This window comes from Bacillus sp. FSL K6-2841, assembly GCF_037976435.1.
Taxonomy (GTDB): Bacteria; Bacillota; Bacilli; order Bacillales; family Bacillaceae; genus Bacillus; species Bacillus pumilus.
The window spans coordinates 679,483-699,689 of sequence record NZ_CP150266.1 but is presented as its reverse complement, the minus strand read 5'-3'; the positions used below and the strand labels follow the sequence as shown (position 1 = coordinate 699,689).

The 20,207-nt window shown below is 42.7% G+C and carries 9 protein-coding genes; all 9 read right to left on the bottom strand.

What is annotated here, in order from left to right; translation table 11 throughout:
• Positions 1 to 10 precede the first annotated feature (10 nt).
• The 9 genes from MHH68_RS03435 to MHH68_RS03395 are packed head-to-tail and all read right to left on the bottom strand — an operon-like array spanning position 11 to position 20,123.
• Positions 11 to 9,100 carry an amino acid adenylation domain-containing protein gene (locus tag MHH68_RS03435; RefSeq protein ID WP_339165142.1) on the bottom strand — a complete coding sequence of 3,030 codons (9,090 nt, stop codon included), beginning with the start codon at positions 9,098 to 9,100 and terminating at the stop codon, positions 11 to 13.
• Between the two features lie 19 nt (positions 9,101 to 9,119).
• Complete coding sequence (locus tag MHH68_RS03430) at positions 9,120 to 10,262, bottom strand: acyl-CoA dehydrogenase family protein (protein ID WP_339165140.1); 1,143 nt, start codon at positions 10,260 to 10,262, stop codon at positions 9,120 to 9,122.
• Complete coding sequence (locus MHH68_RS03425; RefSeq protein ID WP_003214412.1) at positions 10,249 to 10,518, bottom strand: acyl carrier protein; 270 nt, start codon at positions 10,516 to 10,518, stop codon at positions 10,249 to 10,251. Before MHH68_RS03425 ends, MHH68_RS03430 begins: the two co-directional genes overlap by 14 nt.
• 26 nt (positions 10,519 to 10,544) lie before the next feature.
• Positions 10,545 to 11,600 carry an HAD-IIIC family phosphatase gene (locus tag MHH68_RS03420; protein WP_339165137.1) on the bottom strand — a complete coding sequence of 352 codons (1,056 nt, stop codon included), beginning with the start codon at positions 11,598 to 11,600 and terminating at the stop codon, positions 10,545 to 10,547.
• A gap of 14 nt (positions 11,601 to 11,614) precedes the next feature.
• Positions 11,615 to 12,472 carry a 3-hydroxyacyl-CoA dehydrogenase family protein gene (locus MHH68_RS03415; protein ID WP_339165135.1) on the bottom strand — a complete coding sequence of 286 codons (858 nt, stop codon included), beginning with the start codon at positions 12,470 to 12,472 and terminating at the stop codon, positions 11,615 to 11,617.
• On the bottom strand, positions 12,469 to 13,179 hold the full coding sequence (locus MHH68_RS03410) for an alpha/beta fold hydrolase (RefSeq protein WP_339165133.1): 711 nt from the start codon (positions 13,177 to 13,179) through the stop codon (positions 12,469 to 12,471). Before MHH68_RS03410 ends, MHH68_RS03415 begins: the two co-directional genes overlap by 4 nt.
• Positions 13,176 to 14,156 (bottom strand): C39 family peptidase, encoded by a 981-nt coding sequence (locus MHH68_RS03405; RefSeq protein ID WP_058015508.1) that lies wholly within the window; start codon positions 14,154 to 14,156, stop codon positions 13,176 to 13,178. The genes MHH68_RS03410 and MHH68_RS03405 overlap by 4 nt, the downstream gene beginning before the upstream one ends.
• Complete coding sequence (locus MHH68_RS03400) at positions 14,119 to 15,639, bottom strand: serine hydrolase domain-containing protein (RefSeq protein ID WP_339165130.1); 1,521 nt, start codon at positions 15,637 to 15,639, stop codon at positions 14,119 to 14,121. Before MHH68_RS03400 ends, MHH68_RS03405 begins: the two co-directional genes overlap by 38 nt.
• Before the next feature lie 17 nt (positions 15,640 to 15,656).
• Positions 15,657 to 20,123, bottom strand: coding sequence for an amino acid adenylation domain-containing protein (locus MHH68_RS03395; RefSeq protein ID WP_339165128.1), 4,467 nt, complete (start codon positions 20,121 to 20,123; stop codon positions 15,657 to 15,659).
• Between the last annotated feature and the right edge of the window lie 84 nt (positions 20,124 to 20,207).

The window sequence follows — 20,207 nt, the reverse complement described above, 5'->3', positions numbered from 1 at the left end:
ACCTCTTTACTTATATTTTCAAGTCATCTAATTCGAAAAGAGATACGTCATCTAATTGCTGGAACGAAGAAGTCAGTTCGATCTCCTCTATTCTTACAGCATCTATTGAAACAGCCCGCATGATGTCTTTCAGCAAGCCCGCAATCCGCTCTATGGTTTCCTCTGTGAAAAGCTCAGTATTATATTCGATCGTTGAAGAAAGACCGTCTTCCTGCTCATACGCAATCCAGAGTAAATCAAAGCGTGACGTTCCTGTCTCATACGGATAATCACTAAAGGTTAAACCGCCTACCTTCAGTTCTGGCTGATTCATGTTTTGCAAGGCGAACACAGCATCAAACAATAGATTCCGGCTGACACTCCGGCTTAACTGAAGGTCTTGAACCATTTGTTCATACTGATAGTCTTGATGTCCGAAATCATCGATGACGTGTGCTTTCACATCCTCTAGGAATTGCTGGTACGTCAGCTCTGCTTTAGGATACAAACGAAGTGGCAGCATATTGACAAAAATACCGATCACTTGCTGCAGCTCCTCTTGTTTTCTCCCTGCTACCGGAACCCCGACCGTGATATCTGATTGTCCGCTTAATTTGTGAAGCAAAATCTGATATACACTTAACAAGCCCATAAACAGTGTGGCGTCTTCCTTTAAAATCACCTGTTTAAATGCGTTTAGCTCCGCTTCTTCTATACGGAACGTATAATGCCCGCCGCGGAATTGTCTCACCACTGGTCGATCGAAATCTGTTGGCAGATCAAGGAGGGGGGCACCCTCTAACCGATCTTTCCAGTAATCACTCGATTCTTTCAGTGCTTCTGATGCTAGCAGGTCATTTTGCCATTCTGAAAAATCTTTATATTGCAGAGCGAGAGGCTCAAGCGTCCTGCCGTCATATAACTGCATAAAGTCATTGACCAAAATATCTTGAGAAAGACCGTCTGAAATAATGTGGTGCATGTCCAGCATGAGCACGAATTCCTCTTCTGCCAGCTTCATCACACCGACTCTCATCAATGGAGCCTCACTTAACGTAAAGGCAGTCAAAAATTGTTCAATCACTTGTTTTTGCTCTTCCTCAGATCCTTGTGTCGATCCCTTAGTGAGGTCAAATAATGTGACTGCAAATGGTACCTCTTCTTCAATCTTTTGATAAGGGACACCATTCTCTAATACAAACGCAGTCCGCAAACTTTCGTGTCTCTTAATGAGCTGCTGAAATGCCCATTCCAACCTGCTAATATCGAGTTTCCCTTTGATTCGTCCCGCTTTAAACTCATTGTATCCTGTGCTGTTTACATCCATTTGCTGCATGAGATACAACCGTTTTTGCGCAGACGACAAAGGATAATGCTCCTTCACTTCGGCTTTTTCAATCGCATGATAAGCAGCAGTATCTGCTTGATCGATATATGCTGCCATTAATCGTATCGTAGGTATTTGGAAAAATTGTGGCAGCGTCAGCTCTACACTAAATGCACGATGAATGATACCAATGAAGGTAATCGCCTTTAGAGAATCTCCACCCATTTCAAAGAAATGATCATCTATGCCAATTTCATCAATCTTAAAGAAAGCTTGCCAATGTTGACTTAATGCTTTCTCCAGCTCCGTTTCTGGTGCCGCATAATTCGTGGAAAGCGCTGGACGAGAATACAAATTGCCATCTTGTTCATGCTCACCGCCGCTCTCTTCCTCAAGGGATAAACGGTCTACATATCGGTGAATACGATCATGTAAAGATGTTGTTGAAATAACCATTTGTTCCACTTGATCCAGTGAAAGCAATCGTTCAAAGATCATTCTTCCTTCTTTTTCTGTAATTAACGTTTCGGTAACATCATCTCCGATTGGAAGATCAAGCTGCTTCCCTTGCTCAAATTCCCAGCCGTCAAAGCTAATGACAGACCATTGTGTTTCTGAACGTAGATTGCGTTCATACACGTACGCATCGATGAAATGATTCACAGCTGTATAGGCTGTAAAACCGAGACCGCCCAAGATCGGTGACAAAGATGACAGGACAAAACAGAAATCAAGGGATCGATCACCTAAGGCATCATCAAGATGAAGTACACCATTCATCTTCGCTTCAAAATGCGGCTCCGAAAAAGTGACATCTGTTTGTTCCATCACCTGGAAGGATTGGTCGCCTGTCACTCCAGCTGCATAGATCACGCCATTGATCTGTCCATATGACGCATCCACTGTGTTGATCAATTGCTGAATATCTTCCTTGTGACGAACGTCCACTTTCTGAATAAGAACGTCTGCGCCTGCCTCTTCCAGTGCCATGACCCTTTGTATTTTTTTCTTTGTTGGATCCTGATCATCATGCGTAGACAGCCATACTTGCCACTTGCTCCTATCAGGGAGCCCAGATCTGCTCGTTAAGATCAATGTTCCCTGCGTTTGCTCGGCCAAAGTCTGGGCGATATTCAATCCAATAAACCCAAGTCCGCCAATTAAAATGTACACACCATCTTTTTTAGCCAAATGAGCATGTCCCGTTTCGGGAACTGAACCTTTCGCATACTTTTTCACATATCGTTTATTTCGTCGATAGACCGTGAGAAGCGGTCCAGACGCTCGATCTAGCTCATCGCTTATTTGCTTTAGCAATCTCTTTTCTTGAACCCCATGTTCCACTGGACGATCAATATCAAGAATGCGGTAACGTAAGTTCGGTGTTTCTTGTGAAATCACCATGGCAGGCCCTAGATGGATCGCTTTTTCAGGATAAAGTACAGGCTCACCGCCAACGGCATACGTCAATGAGGAAAGAACTGTAATCGATACCTTTTGGTCCAACACATATTTTTTCAGTGCCTGGCCGATGTAAAGCAAGGAGTAATAAGCTTCTTGCTGCGTTTGCTTCACCCATTCTTCTTCCGTTTGAGATGGCTGTCTTTCTGAAAGCCCCCATAGATGGCAAACTTTTGACACGTTGATTTCGTCATCTGCCAGATTTGATATGAGCCTTTCATAATCAGATGGCTCATGTGACCGAATGGTATAGCTTTTTTCGTCATGCTTCGTAAATTCATTTCCTTTACGAACCATGACGGACTCGTTCCGTTTCGTCAGGAGCTCAGCCGTAACCTTCTCTCCAAAAGCAGATGGATCTGCAAACAAAAGCAAGGCTCCGTCAGACGTATCTTCTAATGGCACGCAAGGTAAAAGATCCGCTTCCCAATGAGGGGTATAGAACCATTCATCCATTTGCTGCTTTCGTCCAGACTGCTTTGGTTTGTCTTGTTTCACACGATCTGCTGCATCATACCAATAGGAGGTTTGATCAAATGCATACGTTGGCAGCGGCATTTTCCGCGGCTGACGGTTTAAATGGAACCTATCCCAATCAATAGATAATCCGTTTGTCCATAGACGTCCAATTTGACCAAGTAAAAATTCAGTATCCGTCACATCTTGTTTTGCATGCCTTAACACATGACATACATGCTGGTTCAGGCCGTTCAGCGACCGATTGACCATCACGCTTAAATCTTGTCCTGGTCCAATCTCAATTAATTGAATATTGTCCTCTTGTAAAATATTTGTGATCCCTTCAGCAAAACGAACTGTATCGGTCATATGCCTTTTCCAATAAGACATATCCTTCGCTCTCGTATCTGTCATCCAATCTCCTGACAAATTCGAAATGAATGGAATGCGAAGAGACTCGGCTTTCATATGTGTTAATTTTTCTCCGAATTGCTCCGCTGCCTCCTTCATGACATGTGAGTGGGCGGCAATGGTTCCACCTAATCGCATACACATCAATCTGTTGCTTTTCAGCTCTTGTTCAAATTCACTGATCGCCTCTTCTAGACCTGACACAATACATGATGAATCATTGACAACCGCGAGAGAAATATCTTTTGGAAGCATCGGTTTTAGCTCTGCCTCAGGTAATGGAACACTCATCATGACGCCAGCTGGTGACGACTGCATCGCATTCGCACGATAGGCGACCATGGACATTGCGTCCTTTAAGCTGAATAGCCCTGATATGGCGGCTGCCGTTAATTCGCCAAAGCTATAGCCGATCATTGCATCAGGACGAACGCCCCATTCAATGAAAAGCATGGATAAGGCATATTCAATGGCAAAAATGGCTGGCTGTGCATATTGAGTACTTGCCAATTGTTCACGCGCCTTTTCTGTTTCAGCCGCTAATGGGTACAGAATACGTGCAAGACTTCGTCCCGTTGCTTCTTCATATGCTTGAAAACAAGCATCCATTTGCTTCTTAAAGTAAGGCTCTTCCCGGTACAGATCTAATCCCATATTGAGATATTGATTGCCTTGTCCAGAAAACATAAAAATAATCTTTTGTTTCTCCACATGCGAATGCATGAGCTTTCCAATGCCCTTGCCTTGCTTTTCTGTTAATACGCGCAAAGCATCTTCTCTGCTTGCCGCAACAAATGTCTGACGGAAACCAAAGGATTGTCTTCCTGTTTGCAGCGTATAAGCTGCGTCTGCCAAATTGATAGAAGGCGTGTTGTCTATTTGGCTTGCGAGTTTGGCTTTCATTCGTTCCAAGCTCGTTTTGCTCTTTGCTGAAAGAACAAGCAGCTCAGCAGAACGAGGCATTTGCTGACGGTCTCTTTGTGGCGCTTCTTCTAATATGACATGTGCATTCGTTCCACCCATTCCAAATGAGCTCACCCCAGCCCGCCGCAAATGGGAAGCTGGCTGCTTCCAGTCGGTCCGCTCAGTATTGACAAAGAAAGGACTATGATCAAATGCAATGTTTTCATTGGCTTTTTTGAAGTGAAGACTAGGTACAAATGTGTGATGCTGAAGCGAAAGCACAGCTTTGATCAAGCCAGCTGCTCCTGCCGCTGCATCCAAATGTCCAATATTGGTTTTCACAGACCCAATGCGGCAAAATTGTTTTTTCTCTGTGTCGAAAGCCTTTGTGAGCGCCTCTATTTCAATCGGATCACCAAGTGATGTGCCAGTTCCATGTGTTTCCACATATTCAATCGTATCTGGTGAAACATCTGCTTGATGCAGGGCATCCTGAATGACACGTGTCTGTCCTTCGACGCTCGGAGCATTGAAACCAACCTTTTGATCACCATCATTGTTGATGGCAGAGCCCTTAATGACTGCATAAATATGGTCGCCATCTTCTATGGCTTCACTAAGTGCTTTTAAAGCAACAAGACCAACACCATCTCCGCCAACAGTTCCATCCGCTTGATCGTCAAAGGCGCGGCAGTGGCCATCACTTGATTTCACCATGTTCTGTTGATAAACGTAGCCTGATTTCACTGGGTGCAGGATTGACACACCTCCCGCAAGAGCTACATCTGAATCACCATTCGCAATGGATTGACAGGCCAAATGCAAGGCGACCAAAGAAGTTGAACAAGCGGTTTGCAGCGTAAGCGCCGGTCCTTTCAAATTCAATTTATGGGCAATTCTTGTACTTACGGTGTACGTATCATTGAGTGAACCCACTTCAAACAGCTCTGACATACTGCTATCAAGGGAAGCGGCAAAACGCTGAATCCATTGGAAGTTCGATGTGGACCCAGTAAACAACCCGACCTTACCCGTATAATCTTCTTGCACATACCCCGCATCTTCCAGCGCCTTATAGGCGTACTCATGCAGGAGACGTATTTGAGGATCCATCATTTCTGCCTGACCTGGCGAATAGCCGAAGAAGGATGCATCAAATAAATCAGGTCCATCAATGACACCTTTTGCCCTCACATAATCGGATCGTTCGAAGGTTTGACGGTCAATACCGGCTTCTAACAGTTCTTCATCGGAAAAGAAGGAAATTGATTCTTCTCCATTCTTCAAATTTTGCCAAAATGCCTCAACATTTTTCGCACCTGGGAATTTACCAGCCATTCCAATAATGGCAATCGGCTCATTGGCTTTTCTTGTCTTTTGTTTTACAGGCTGCGCGTCTGCCGCTACTTGCTCTGAATCGCCGCTTAAATATGCGGCAAGCTCTCTAATCGTTGGGCGGCGGAACATTTCGACCATTGGAATGCTTTGATTCAATTGCTTAGCGAGCTGTTGATTGACGTGGATCAAATTGAGTGAATGCCCGCCAATGTCAAAGAATTTGTCATGGACACTTACCTCATCTAAACCGAGGACTTTTTTCCAAATGTCTTGAATAACTTTCTCCGTATCAGAAAGATTGGCAGATCCCGCCTGTTTTTTCGTTTGCTGCGCCTGTTTCAAAGCAGGTAAAGCTCGTTTATCTAGTTTGCCATTTGCAGTCAGTGGCATATCGTCCAATTGAACAAAGTGAGTTGGGATCATATAATCCGGCAGTTGATCAGCCAACGCTTGTTTTATTGCCGCTTGATCAAGTATGGCTGCTGTGACAACATATGCGGCCAAACATGGTGTACCAGAAGCATCTGGCTTTACAACAACTGCTGCTGCTTTTATTCCTGGCTGTTCATTCAGCCAAAATTCAATTTCACCAGTTTCAATCCGGTAGCCTCTCAGCTTCACTTGATCATCATTTCGACCTAAAAATTGAATGAGCCCATTAGGGAGAATGCGCGCTGCATCACCTGTTTTATAAATTTTTTCACCTGGCTGGAAAGGGTGGTCGACAAATCTTTCTTCGGTTAGTTCTGGGCGATTCAAATAGCCTTTTGCGACACCTTTTCCGCCAATATATAATTCACCGGCGGCTCCTTCCGGCATGAGATTCATATGTCTGTCAAACAGAAGAATATCTGTATGCTGTGCAGGCTTACCAATCGGTACATACACGTCTTGATCGAGATCCTGATCATATCGATGAATCATGCAGCCAACGACCGTTTCAGTTGGTCCATATTCATTCACAATTTCAATTGGCTGCGGGAAGGACTGCTGAATGGATTTCGCTAAAGATGTTTCCAGCTGCTCTCCGCCTAAAATGAAACATTTCATTTGGCTGTCTGGGAAAGACAAATGCTTAATAAACTGTAAATGAGATGGTGTCAGTTTCATCACATGCACGCGATTGTCTTTTATGATGTCTTCGACAAGCAGCTGCCGGTTTTCATGGTGATAAATCATGATGGTATTTCCTGAAATGAGCGGCGTGAAAATAGAAGTAACCGTCAGGTCAAAGGACAGTGAAGTGTACAAAGCAAAATGCCTTGTTTCTCCTCGAACATATACTTGCTTCGCCCATTCAATATAGTTGGCTAAGCCAAGATGATGAATGAGTACACCTTTTGGTCTTCCGGTCGTTCCTGATGTATAAATGCAGTAGGCTGTTTGGTCTGAGGTGATGGCTTCTGCCAAGTTGTCTGATGGTCCGGTGTATAGATCCGGCTGCGTGATATCGATTTTTTCTCCATGATAGGCGTAGGTGAGCCCTTTTATTGGGTGAGTTAAGAGCCATTCTACTCCGCTGTCTTCTAATAGATATTCTATTCGTTCCTGCGGATATTCAGGATCAATCGGCACGTATGCACCGCCAGCTTTTAAGATCGCTAAGCATGCTATCACCATTTCAATGGAATGCTCTGCTAAAATGCCGACACGCTGCTCCTGTTTGACCCCTTTGTTTTGTAAATAATGTGCGAGCTGGTTCACTCTCTTATTGAGTTGTTCATATGTAACCGTCGTATCGCCAAACTCAACTGCAGCTGCCGCTGGCGTTCGCTCTACTTGTGCTTCAAATAGGTCAATCACCGTTGGCTCATTGCTAGATGTTGCTCCGCCATATTGCTGGAAGACCGCCAACTGCTTTTCTTTCTCTTCTTCTGATAGCAGCTGTAGTTGAGCAGCAGTTTTGTGCGGATGAGCACAGGCATCAGACAGGAGATGAAGAAAATGCTGACACCACTTTTCGATTTGCTCAGCTGAAAAGCTGACGGGGTTATACACCAATGAAAAGTGCAGCTGATCATCAAATGCCTGGACACTAAGCGTGAGATCGAATTCTGTCTGCTCAGTCATCTCAAATCCACGAATACGAATTGGCTGATCGTTTTTCGTGAGCATTTGATCTAATGGATAGTTTTCAATGACGACGATTGAATCAAATAATGATTGCTCTGCAGTCATTCCTGCATAATTCTTTAAGGCAGATAGCGGGGTATGTTCATATTCATTTCTTACAGCGATCTCACGGCTCACTTCCTGCATCTGTTCAAGAATTGGCCGTTCCTGTTCGAATGAGACCCGCAGCGGTAATGTGTTAATGAACAGCCCAGTCATCTTTTCAATATGAGGGACATCTGCATTTCTCCCCGATACTGTTGTCCCAAACACAATATCATCTTGGTTGGCATACTTAGATAGCAAAACTCCCCACAGCGTATACATCACAGATGCCAGCGTCACGTCATATTGATTCGTGAATTTGCTCAGGCTCTCGGCAATGGACGTATCCACTTGATGTTCATATTGATGAAACACTTCTGAATGTTCATATGCGCCGCTTGACTTCGGAAGCAGTTCTGCATAACTCCAGCCGTTGAAAACATTTTTCCAATAGGCGGCTTGTTCTTCAGTCTGTTGAAGGTTTTTCTGCTGCCATTTGACAAAGGATTGGTAGGATGGTCTTTGTTCCAGAAGAGGTTTGTCCCCATTCGATAAGCGCTCATATGCACTCATCCAATCGCTTAATACAATCCCAAGGCTCCAGCCGTCCAATAAAATGTGATGGAAGCTAATGAGAACCCAACTGACTTCATCATTCACTTCACATAACGTCAGGCGAAATGGGACTTCCTGCAGATCAAAGCGTTCTTCTCGGTTCTGTGCCGTTACCTCTTCTTTCAGCACATGAAGAGGCTCCTTCGCTTGTGTCAAATCACGATAACGAATGTCTGGCTGATGCTGCTTCATCACAATTTGTACTGGTCTTGCGAGTTCCTGCCATCTGAACAATGTTCTAAGCATTTCATGCTGTTTGGTGACATTCGTCCATGATTGTTCAAAAATGTCTCGATCTATTGGTCCGTCTATTTCGATCAGCAGTTGTTCAAAATAAGCTGTTCCGTTCGGTTCCATTAAATGATGAAACAGCAGTCCTTCTTGGATCGTAGTGATACCTAACATATTTTCAATGTTCTGTTTATCCAGCTTCTGCGGCTGTAAGGCCATGGGCTCATCTCCTTTCTCTCTAAGAATGTTTCACGAAATAATGGCGTAAACCATAGTTAGCAATAACCTGCTGCTGAATTTGCGAAGTCCCTTCAATAATTTCAAGCACCTTCGCTTCACGATATAGTCTTGAAGCTGAGTTTTCCCGGCTAAATCCACTTCCGCCATGAATTTGGACATTTGTATTTGTAATGTCAACAGCGATTTTAGAAGTGAAATATTTTGCAATGGATGTTTCTGTGATCGCATCAGGATGATTCGCTTCTCTCATTTCCCCAGCCTTTAGGCATAAAGCTCTCGCTGCATGGAGCTGGGTCACTGCATCCCCGATCATGCCTTTGATCATTTGATGCTTGTACAATTTTTCATTAAACTGTGTTCTTTTACGCGAATACGTGACAAGAGAATCAACAGCTTCTTGTGCGATGGCAAGCCCTGCCCAAGCGACACTGTATCTTCCATGGTCTAATGCAAGTGACACCACATGGTTAAATCCGCCCCCAACTGGTCCTAAGACACAGTTTTCATGCACCCGGACATGATCAAAGGTCATTTCCGCTAAATATGACGCTCGGTTGGCCATCATTCCTGTAATTCTCTCAATCTCTACACCCGGCTGATCGCGATCGACAAGGAATGCCGTGACTTGTTCACCGTCTCTTGCAATCACAATAAAGAAATCGGCAATCGCTCCAAAGGAAATCCATTTTTTCGTCCCACTTAATACATAGGATTGTCCTTCCTTTTGATAGCTTGTTTCAACATGATTGGCATCTGAACCAATATTCGGCTCTGACAAAGCAAAGGCTCCGATTTTTTCTCCTTTAGCTAATTCAACAAGCCAGCCTTGTTTTTGATCTTCTGTTCCATAACGAAGAATGGCTTCTCCTACAAGTGAATTTACTGTCAATAATGTGCGTACATTACAGCAAGCTTTTCCCACTTGTTCTGTGAACTGTCCATATGCGATCGGATCAAGCCCCAGCCCTTGATAGGAAGAAGGGATACCTGCTGCCAAGTAGCCTCGTTTCGCCATATCTCGAATCAGTGACTCTGGCAAATGTTCCGTCTCATCGAATTCATTGGCAAACGGACGGATATGTTCATCGCAATACTGACGAATGTCTTCAATGGCATTGATCGTTTGTTCAGCTGTTTTCATGAAGAGCCGCCCCCTGTTGTTTTCTCTCAATTAAGGCGACAATACGATTGACCGTACTAAAATGAGCAATGTCGAGGTCTTCGTTGTCTAATTGGAATTGAAAGTCATGTTCGATATAGTTCACTAGTTTCATCGCAAATAGAGAATTCACAAAGCCTTGTTCAAAAATATGATCATCATTTCCAAGCTCAATTTCCTCATCAAATACCACTAGGTTTTGCTCGATATAGGCTCTTACTTGTTCGTGAAGGTTCATGATTTAATCTCCTCGCTTTTCGCTTTTTATTGTTTGGCTGGGTCTTTCTGATTTAATTCGATATTGACATCTACGTATTCTGGGAAAGGCTGTATCATGCTTAAATCATTTTCAAACAAGATATAGCCATCCTCCCCCTTCTCAATTTCTTTGAAATTGGCAAACTTATATGTGATGTACATCATACGGTTTCGATCGGTTTGTTTAAAATCAGCGACAAGCCGCTTTCCTCGCTTTTTCGCTTCTTGCAAAATCGTTGTGAGTAAGATGGTCCCGACACCACGAGACATGACGCGGCAAGACATAAGCAGCAGTTTAACATGCCATGTGTCACCTGTTTCTTCTATTAATGAAAGTCCAATTTTTCCATAGGAACCGAATTTATCTTCAAGTTCACAGACAAGCAGCAAGTGGGAATCTGATTGACGGAAGAAATCAAGCTCTTCATAATCGTAGGTTTTCCCGCTCGCATTTAATTGATTGGTACGGACGGTCAATTCTTCAGCGCGCTGGAGGTCTTGTTCTCCTGCTTCTGATATCACGAATTTCATTTGTAAAGACGCCAAGAATTTCTCAGGCGGCCCTTCATATTTCTCTTCTTCCTGCTGCCTTTTGTCCGCTTCTAAGTACATTCTTCTGCGTCGTCTAGCATCTTCTGTGATAAAGACTGGACGCAGGCGATCATCAGTGAGTAATGACAGATAATCCACTGCATCCCAGCACGTAATCTCTGGATGAACAGCCTTCACTTCTTCCCGCTCAAATGGCTGATCATCAATAAAGAGAATGGTATCTTTATGAATATTTAGGCGCTCACTAATTCTCTCTAATGAACTAGATTTGGCATTCCAATGAATCTCTGGATAGAGAAAGAAATGTTCAATTCCGAAGGCAGAAAGCTTTTCCTTCACGGCTGCTTCATCATTCCGGCTTGCTATAGAAAGAAGGATGCCACGCTTATCTAACTCTATTAGTACTTCCTTCATCGATGGTTTTAACGTCACTTCATCTGACTCAAGTAAAATTCCATCCCATAATGTATGATCTAAATCCCAGACAACACACTTGATTTGCTTAGCCATTGGTTATTCTCCTCTCACATGTCATATTGGAAAAAGCCCTTGCCTGATTTTTTGCCGTACTCGCCTGCATCAACCATTTTGACAAGCAGAGGACATGGGCGGAACTTCGGATCTTTGTAGCTCTCGTATAAAACAAGCAATGAATTCAAAATCGTATCAAGCCCAATTAAGTCTCCTGTCGCAAGTGGTCCCATTTTATGACCGAAACCTCCGCGGAAAATTTTATCGACATCCGCTGGCGTGGCGACTTGATCTTGCACCGCCCAAATCGCTTCATTGATTGTCAGCATCAGCACACGGTTGGAAACAAATCCAGGAAAATCATGCACCACAACTGGTGTTTTATCAAACGATTTCAAGAAACCTTTTGCCGTTTCCACTGTGTCATCAGAAGTGGCTTTTCCTCTAATCACTTCAACTAACGCTTTAAGAGGAACAGGGTTCATAAAGTGCGCCCCAATGACATTCTCAGGATGATGCATAAGGGACCCTACCTTTGTGATCGAGATACAGCTTGTGTTTACAAAATAGATGGTTTCTTTCACACAAATATCCCGCAGCTCTTCATAAATAGGTTTTTTTATCTCCCAATCTTCCGTCACATTTTCAATGACGATATGCGCATCATGTAAGCCTTCAAGTGAAGTTGACAGCTGGATTTGAGACAGAACATCCTCTAAAGACAATGAGATTTTCTTCTTTCGCACAAATTGAACCAGTTGATAGGTCTTCTTGATTTTTTCCAGCGCTTCGTTTAATTTTTCTTCTGTGACATCAACTAATGTGACTTGATAGCCATTTGCTGAAAGGTCTAATGCCATATCAGCCCCCATGACACCTGCTCCAATCACGCCTACGTGCTTCGTGTTCATTTCTCCAACACTCCAATTCGCTTTAAAATGACATTGATTTTTTCTACAACTTCATTTGTTAATGAATGAATAAAAAAGTGATCTCCATCGAATTCGAAAAACGCACAATCTTCGCTTGTATATTGATCCCAATCCTCTAAATCAAACAGCACAGAAGGCAAATCACGCGTACCATAAAAAATAGAAATTGGACAAGCAGCTGGAACGACTTCATCACACAAATAGGTCTCCAAAAGCTGAAAGTCTGCTCTTAAAATCGGCAGAAAGAAATCAAGCACTGCATGGTTATCAGCAAGTTCCTCAGGAACGCCTCCCATCGTAATGATCGCCTCTTTTAATTTGGAATCTGACAGCTGATGATAGACTTTCTTTTCTGGAATATGTGGCGGGAAGCGCCCAGAATAAAAGACATGGACAGGCTCTCTGTTTAACCTTGTTTTCATTCTTTTTTGTAATTCATATGCAAGGACGGCTCCCATGCTATGACCGAAAATGGCATAGGGCTCTCCTTCTTTTAAGGAAGATGATGCCTGGTCATAGAGATCATCTGCGACCTGCTGTAAATCGGTTAGAACAGACTCTGTCATTCTTGTCCCGTGCCCAGGGAGTTCAAGGGCATGAATTTCTATCGACCGGTCTATATAAGATTTCCACGTACTGAATACGGTACTTGCTCCACCTGCGTACGGTAAGCAAAATAATTTCACGATACGCCACACTCCCTTTTGCATTTCATTTCCAATTCCTCCAGCCAGTGTTTTTCATCATGAATGATTTGTTCTAAAGAAGCTTTGATATTGGCTTGGTACCTACTAGACATCTCACCTGAAAAAAGGAGTTTCGCTGCCTGATGCCTCGCTTTCTCCCATTCTGCTAAAATACGTTCCATCCATCCCACCAGCTCAGGTAGATCGTCTTTGATGAGATTCAGTCGATACAGCTCCACTTTCTTCGTATTGATGATCTGATTGAAAGACGCCACGAGCCTCTCAATATCATCCCATTGCGAAAACTGCTCATAAAATGTTTCAAGAGCTGTGATTCCTTTTTCTATTGCGTCTATCTGACCATGCATATTTCTCAGGAAATAAGTCGTTTTTTGATTAAATAACTCAGTCGAGAGCTTGTCTGGATCAAAGTAGAAAGCCGCATAGGAATGAAATTGATCATTCGGCTGAAAATGATCATGAAAGGTGTCATACCCTTTCTGTACATCTTTAAATGACAGCACTTGATGCTCGTAAGACAAATTATCTAAATGCCGATTCTCTAATACGTGAAAGATTTGCTGATTTTCATCGAATCCAGTGATTAAAATGGAATGACGGCTATGGGTTGTCAAATACTCTTTTCTGCCTCGCTGAACGTAAGGGTCTACCCAAACGATTACCGGGCGGTCACATGTCACATCTTGCTTGACCTTTTCAATGAGGTTGGGACAATACGCCATTTTTTCGACTTGAATGCCTTGTGCATTCATAATTTTTTCTGGATCGTGTGCCGACATCCAGTCAATCTGTAGCAAGCCATTCTCTGTAAGCACGTAGGCAAATTGATCATTTAGTAAGTATGGAGCAACTTCTTGATTATGCAGCTTCACAATTGGAAAAAAGCAATTGAAGAAACAGCTGCGATAAAACAAATCATTATAAGGATGAATGCCCGAAATCTGTTTGACGGTCATCTTTTTTTCCTCTCTTTCCAGCAGGAGATGTCACCATAAATCCTTTGATGAAACCAATCGTACAAAACCAAATGAAAAACAAATAATAAGAAATCGCTAATTCAATGAGAGAGGAAGGTCCCCATACAAAAGTCATTTTCCAAGGCAGCCCATTAAAGGCTAGCTGCGCAACAATCATTGGCAGGAGCAATATCCCAATTAATAGCAGCACCCAGCCGCTACTTTTCAGCCAGACGCGCAGTGACATGTCCCTGCGAACTAAAGCGCCGTTTCTTACACGCTTTTTCCACTTGATAAAACGCACGATAGACACTATTTGCAGCAAAATGAACAGACATGTGGCACCAAGGCTCAATTGATCAATGAGCTGAAAAGGATCCATTGATGACTCTGCTTCTTCATTTGTACCTGTGATCGTTTTGGCAATTAGACGTGCCGTTTGCTCTGTGTAGCTGCTATTCATATTTGCTAACACTCCGATCGCAATCCCTTCTTTTGGCTGGATCAGAAAAAATGATGAATAGTTTGGGTTAGAGCCTGCATGAAAAAGCGAGTCCACCTGCTCATGCGCCTTTTGTATATACCAGCCGCCATTGTAATAGACATGCTTCCCTTCTTCTGGGACATTCACAGTTAAGTGATCAGGATTTTTTACAAAGCGAGACCAAGTTGAATCGGTCAATTGATATTGCAGCCAAGTCCCCACATCCTGACTATTCATCACAATATAGCCTGCAGGGGTGTTGCCTCGATATTCTGGTGCTTTAAAAGCATGCGGAGCAAGGAATTGAAGTTTAAATCCTTCTGAGACAGCACCGGATTTCATCCGTTTTAGCCCAGCCTCCGTTTGGTCAAGAAGATGCCTTTTAAACAGCTCTTTCATATAAGCCTCATACGATGTTCCTGTTACATTTTCAATGATGAGACCAAGGACATCATAGTTGATGGTCGCATATTCAAAGGAACTGCCTGGCTTACGATTAAGCTCGATTGATTTCAGCTGATCAACTGTTTTTTTCAATGCATCCTTCGAAGTATCAGGCTGGATCAGCGCAATAGATTGAAAGGGAATGCCGCTTGTGTGATGCATTAATTGCTCCACCGTTAAACGCTGAGGCTTTCCATTGTATGTTGGAAAAAAACCTGGAATATAGCTGCTCACCGGGTCTTTTAAATGAAGTTTTCCTTGCTTCTCTAACTCCACAATCGCAAGAGCGGTAAACGCTTTTGATGTAGATCCAATTTCAAAGAAAGTGCTGGCTGTCACTTGCTTCTTTTTCTTTCGATCCGCATATCCAAAGCCTTTTTGGTACACCACTTCGTCCTTTTTCACAACCACAACGGACATGCCTGGAATGCGTCCAAGCTCCATTTGTTGCTCTATCACTTGATCAATGGCTTTAGATGAAATTACTGCTTTTGCATGTATCCCTCCGGCAAAGCTGCTTACCCATAAGATCGCTAATAAAAATGACAGATACATAACATACTTATTTTTCCTCATGTAAATAATGAATCCATTTCTTCAAGGGACATATCCACTGTTTCAAAATCAGACGGTGTAAATTCGATTCCTTCTTTCTCTAAGCAATGCTGTACAAGACGCTCAATTTGCTGTTCTACCGCTTGCAATAGCTGCGTCATGTCTGTTTCACACAGCTGTTTTTCGCTGAAAGAAAGATGGAAAATCAGCTGACCACCCTTGATGGTAGCGACCATATCAATGACGGTTGTTAATGGATTATCCAATGACGAGTCAATCCCAGATGTAAAGTAAGACATCTCATAATCAGATGATTGTTTAAGCACTTGATCAATTTCGCCTAGATAGTTAAAACGTAATTGTGGTGCTGAATGAGGAGGAAGCTGCTGATTGATGAGTGACAACAGCCCATAGTCTGCACCCTTATTTGGCACTTCTCGTATCGTTTCTTTGACAACACGTATGTGATCTGAAAGAGATTCAGACACATGAACATTCACAGGATACATGGTGGTGAACCAGCCGAACGTTCTAGATACATCGATCTCATCCTCTACAGCATCCCTGCCATGACCTTCTAATTCCAAAGAAATCCGCTCTTGATTCGTTTGCTGATAACAGGCTTGCGTCAAGGCTGAAATTAACAGTTCATGCGGCTGCGTTTGATACGCTTGATTCGCTTGATTGAGCAATTGATTCGTGAGTTCCACTGATAATGCGTTGGTTAATTTGATTTCGTCTCTGACATATCCCTCATTTGAGGAAACTGGATACAGAGGCTGAATATTTTGCACCGCTTTTTGCCAATAGCTGACCGACTCTTTTACACCCTCTGATCCTGCATACTGATTCACCCGCTCGGCAAATGTTTGATAGGAATGGGTTTTAGACGGAAGTACTTCTGCTGTAACCTTCTCTGCATGCAATAATTGAATCAAGTCCTCCACAAGAATTTGCCAAGACATACCGTCAGCTAATAGATGATGGGCGGCAAAGATGAGATGTGATTGAGAATCAGTTTGACATAGCGCTGCCTGAATCAATGGTCCTTGATAAAGATGAGTCCGTTGCTTGACCTGATATCCTACTTCTTGTAACGCTTCTTCCACATTCTCTTCTGACAGTGCTGTGAAATCGTGTATCATCAGCGGAATCTCTTGAATGTGTTCATCATAATAGAGTGTGTTTGTTGCCTCATGTACTTTTAACCTTAGTCCGTCGTGGTGAATGACGAGCTCTTTGAGAGCTTTCTGCACAATAGTTTCATCCATCTTTTTCTTTGAATGAACAATGATGGATTGATGCCAGAAATGTTCATCTTTTAACCGCTGGGACCAGAACCATTCGATAATTGGGATCGATTTCACATCACCCATAGCTTGCTCTTGTGAGATATGTATGACAGGTTCCTGCTGAACCACTTGTGCCATTTCTCTAAAAATGGGATAAGTAAAAAGATCCTTGGTTTTTAAATAAAGTCCTTTGTCTTTTAACTTCGCAATAAATTGAATCGCCTTAATGGAATCTCCGCCAAGCTGATAAAAATGATCAGCCGGTTCGATTGTTTCATGCCCTAAGATGTCTTTTGCTGTATTTACGATGATCTCTTCAATGTCCGCTGTTTCCTTGGACCACTCAACAGCTGTTTCTTGAGACAGCAATGGATCAGGCAGTGCCGTCCGATTAATTTTTCCGTTTTGAGTGAGCGGGAGCTCGTCTAGTACAACAAAATAGGCAGGTACCATATAAGCTGGAAGCTGATCTGATAATTTCTTTCTCAGTAAAAAGGACGTCGTCTTTTTTTCTTTTAATTCAATATAGGCAGCAAGCTGTTTTTCTCCTGATTCATCGGTTAGATCAATAACAGCTGCTTTATCAACTTCTTCAAGTGCCATCAATGCAAGTTCAATTTCACCGAGCTCAATCCGGTAGCCTCGCAGCTTGATTTGATGATCAATCCGGCCAATGTAATCAATCTTTCCATCATTTGCTCGTTTGGCGATATCACCTGTTCGATACATGCGGCGGCCGTTTACAAATGGATTGGGCAGAAAGCGTGATTCCTGCAAATCAGGTCTTTGCCAATACCCTCTGCCAACCCCTGCGCCTGAAATATAGATTTCTCCCACTGTCCCAGGCAGCACAGCTTGCTGATTCTCATCTAAAAGGTAGATCTCTGTATTGGGCATTGGCACCCCAATTGACACTGATGTCCCTCCATCATCTTGATGGAATTGATGAATCATACAGCCAACGGTTGCTTCAGTTGGTCCATATTCATTAAAGATGGATACCCTTCCATCACTTGCCTCTGTGATTCTTTTTGCCAAAGCGGTCGATAATTGTTCTCCGCCCACAATCATCCGTTTCACAACTGATTGAGAAAGTGCAGCATCAGTTAACAGTGCCATATGAGCTGGTGTCAGCTTGATGACTTTTGCTTTTTGATCAAACAAAATATGTTCTAATAAAAAGCCTGGGTGATCCTCTTGACGATAGATCACCACTGTACTGCCAATGACCAATGGCGTATAAATGGATGTCACAGTTAAATCAAATGCAATGGATGAATACAAGGCAAAATGATCATCTGGTGAATCAGTATAGTGTGTTTTAGCAGACATAATATAGTTCACTAAGCTTCCGTGCTCAATCATGACTCCCTTTGGCTGTCCTGTAGAGCCAGACGTATAAATCATATATGCGACGTCTTCATCATTCCCAATGAATGGATGTTCCGGATTATACTGATCCAGCTGATTCCACACGCTGTTGATATTGTACGTATCGCCATTAAATTGGTATGCAGATGCGTCATTTGTGAAAAACAGCTTTGCCTGGCTGTCATCCAAAATAAACTGAATGCGTTCCTCTGGATACTCAGGATCAATCGGTACATATGCGCCTCCAGCCTTTAAAATCCCCAGCAGCAGCACAATCAGTTCTGGTGAATGATTCATACATACGGCAACAAAGTCATGTCTTTGTAAGCCATGTGTTTGAAGAAAATGCGCCATTTGATTGGTTTTTCTCTCAAGTTCACCGTATGTCATGCTATGAGATCCGTCCTGAAGTGCAATCCGATCAGGAGAAGACGTTGACATGTTTGTGATCAATTCATGGATTTTTTGTTTCTGTGGAAATTGCACGCCTGTATCGTTCCATTGATATAGCTCCCGATGTTCCTCGTCTTCTGTCATGAGAAGTACGTCTTTTAACAGCTGCTTTGGCTGAGCGAGTATGTTTTCGACAAAGAGAAGCATTCTTTCGTGTAGAAAATCGATGTCTTCATTGCTGTAATCTGAGATCTTGTAGTCATATTGAAGCTCGATTTGCCCTTTTTCATCCCATTCTTTCACAGCAACTTGTAAGCCATAGGGCTGGAAGCCATTGTAAAGCTCTATGTATTCAACTTTGTATCCTTCCATCTCCTGCACCATATTTGTGCTGTAGGAGTTGATATAGATTTGAAAAAGCTGATCATACCCTGCTTTTGCAAGCTCTAAATCTTTGACAAGTGCATCATAGGGATAACGCTGATGCAGGAAGTAAGCCTTATAGCTTTTTTGAACGTCTGTTAAACTTTCTAACAAAGATAGATGAGGATCCATCTTCATTCGGTATGGCATTGTACTCACGGTCATACCGGACGTGGCTTTTTCCTTTTGTCCGGAACGATTGAGAACTGGCGTCCCAATAATAAAATCTTTTTGCTGGTATCTTTTATGCAAGTAAATGAAAAGTCCTAAAGTAAATAAAGAGTTGATTGAACAATGATGGGTATCTATAAATTCATAGATTCGTTCTGAGAGTTGGCGATCAAGGTAATGGCTTTGCCGATGGCCTTTGATTTGGTCCGTTCCCTGTACCAAATAACTATTAGACACATCAGATAATGCTTCTTTCCAAAATTGCTGATCTTTTTTAAATCTTGGGGAGTTCCTATATTTTGATTCTTTATCAATAAATACAGAATGATTGTCTGCTTCTTGTTCGATAGAGGAGCTTTGGGTAAGAGCAGTGTAAAGCTGGCTAATTTTATCGATGATTACTTTCATCGACCATCCATCTGCTACTGTATGATGGCATTTGATGAAATAACCGGATTGTTGTTCACCGATTTTTAGTACCGCAAATTCGGCGAGAGAGGTTTCTGTTAATTGAAATGGTGTTTTGAAGGCTTTTTCGGCCCATTCTAGCATGTCTTCTTGTGTGGAAAACTCATAGGTAGGAATAGTGTGATCGGCGTTTGGGTCAACGTATTGAAGCGTTTCACCATCTTTCTCTATTAGCTTGAGACGAAGTGATTCTGTCATTATGATACAAGATGCAATGGCCTGCTTCAGTTTATCGAGCTGCAACGGCCCATTGACGAAAATGATCCCGCCAATATGATTGATCGGTGTTTCTGGATAAAATGTTTCCATGTTCATCACGCGCCGCTGCGGATGTGTTAATGGCCAATATACTAAACTACTAGTCAATTACGCCACCTCTACTTTTCATATAGTTAACATTTCTACGAACATATTAAAGCATATAATAGTATTTTTGTAAATAATTGAGAT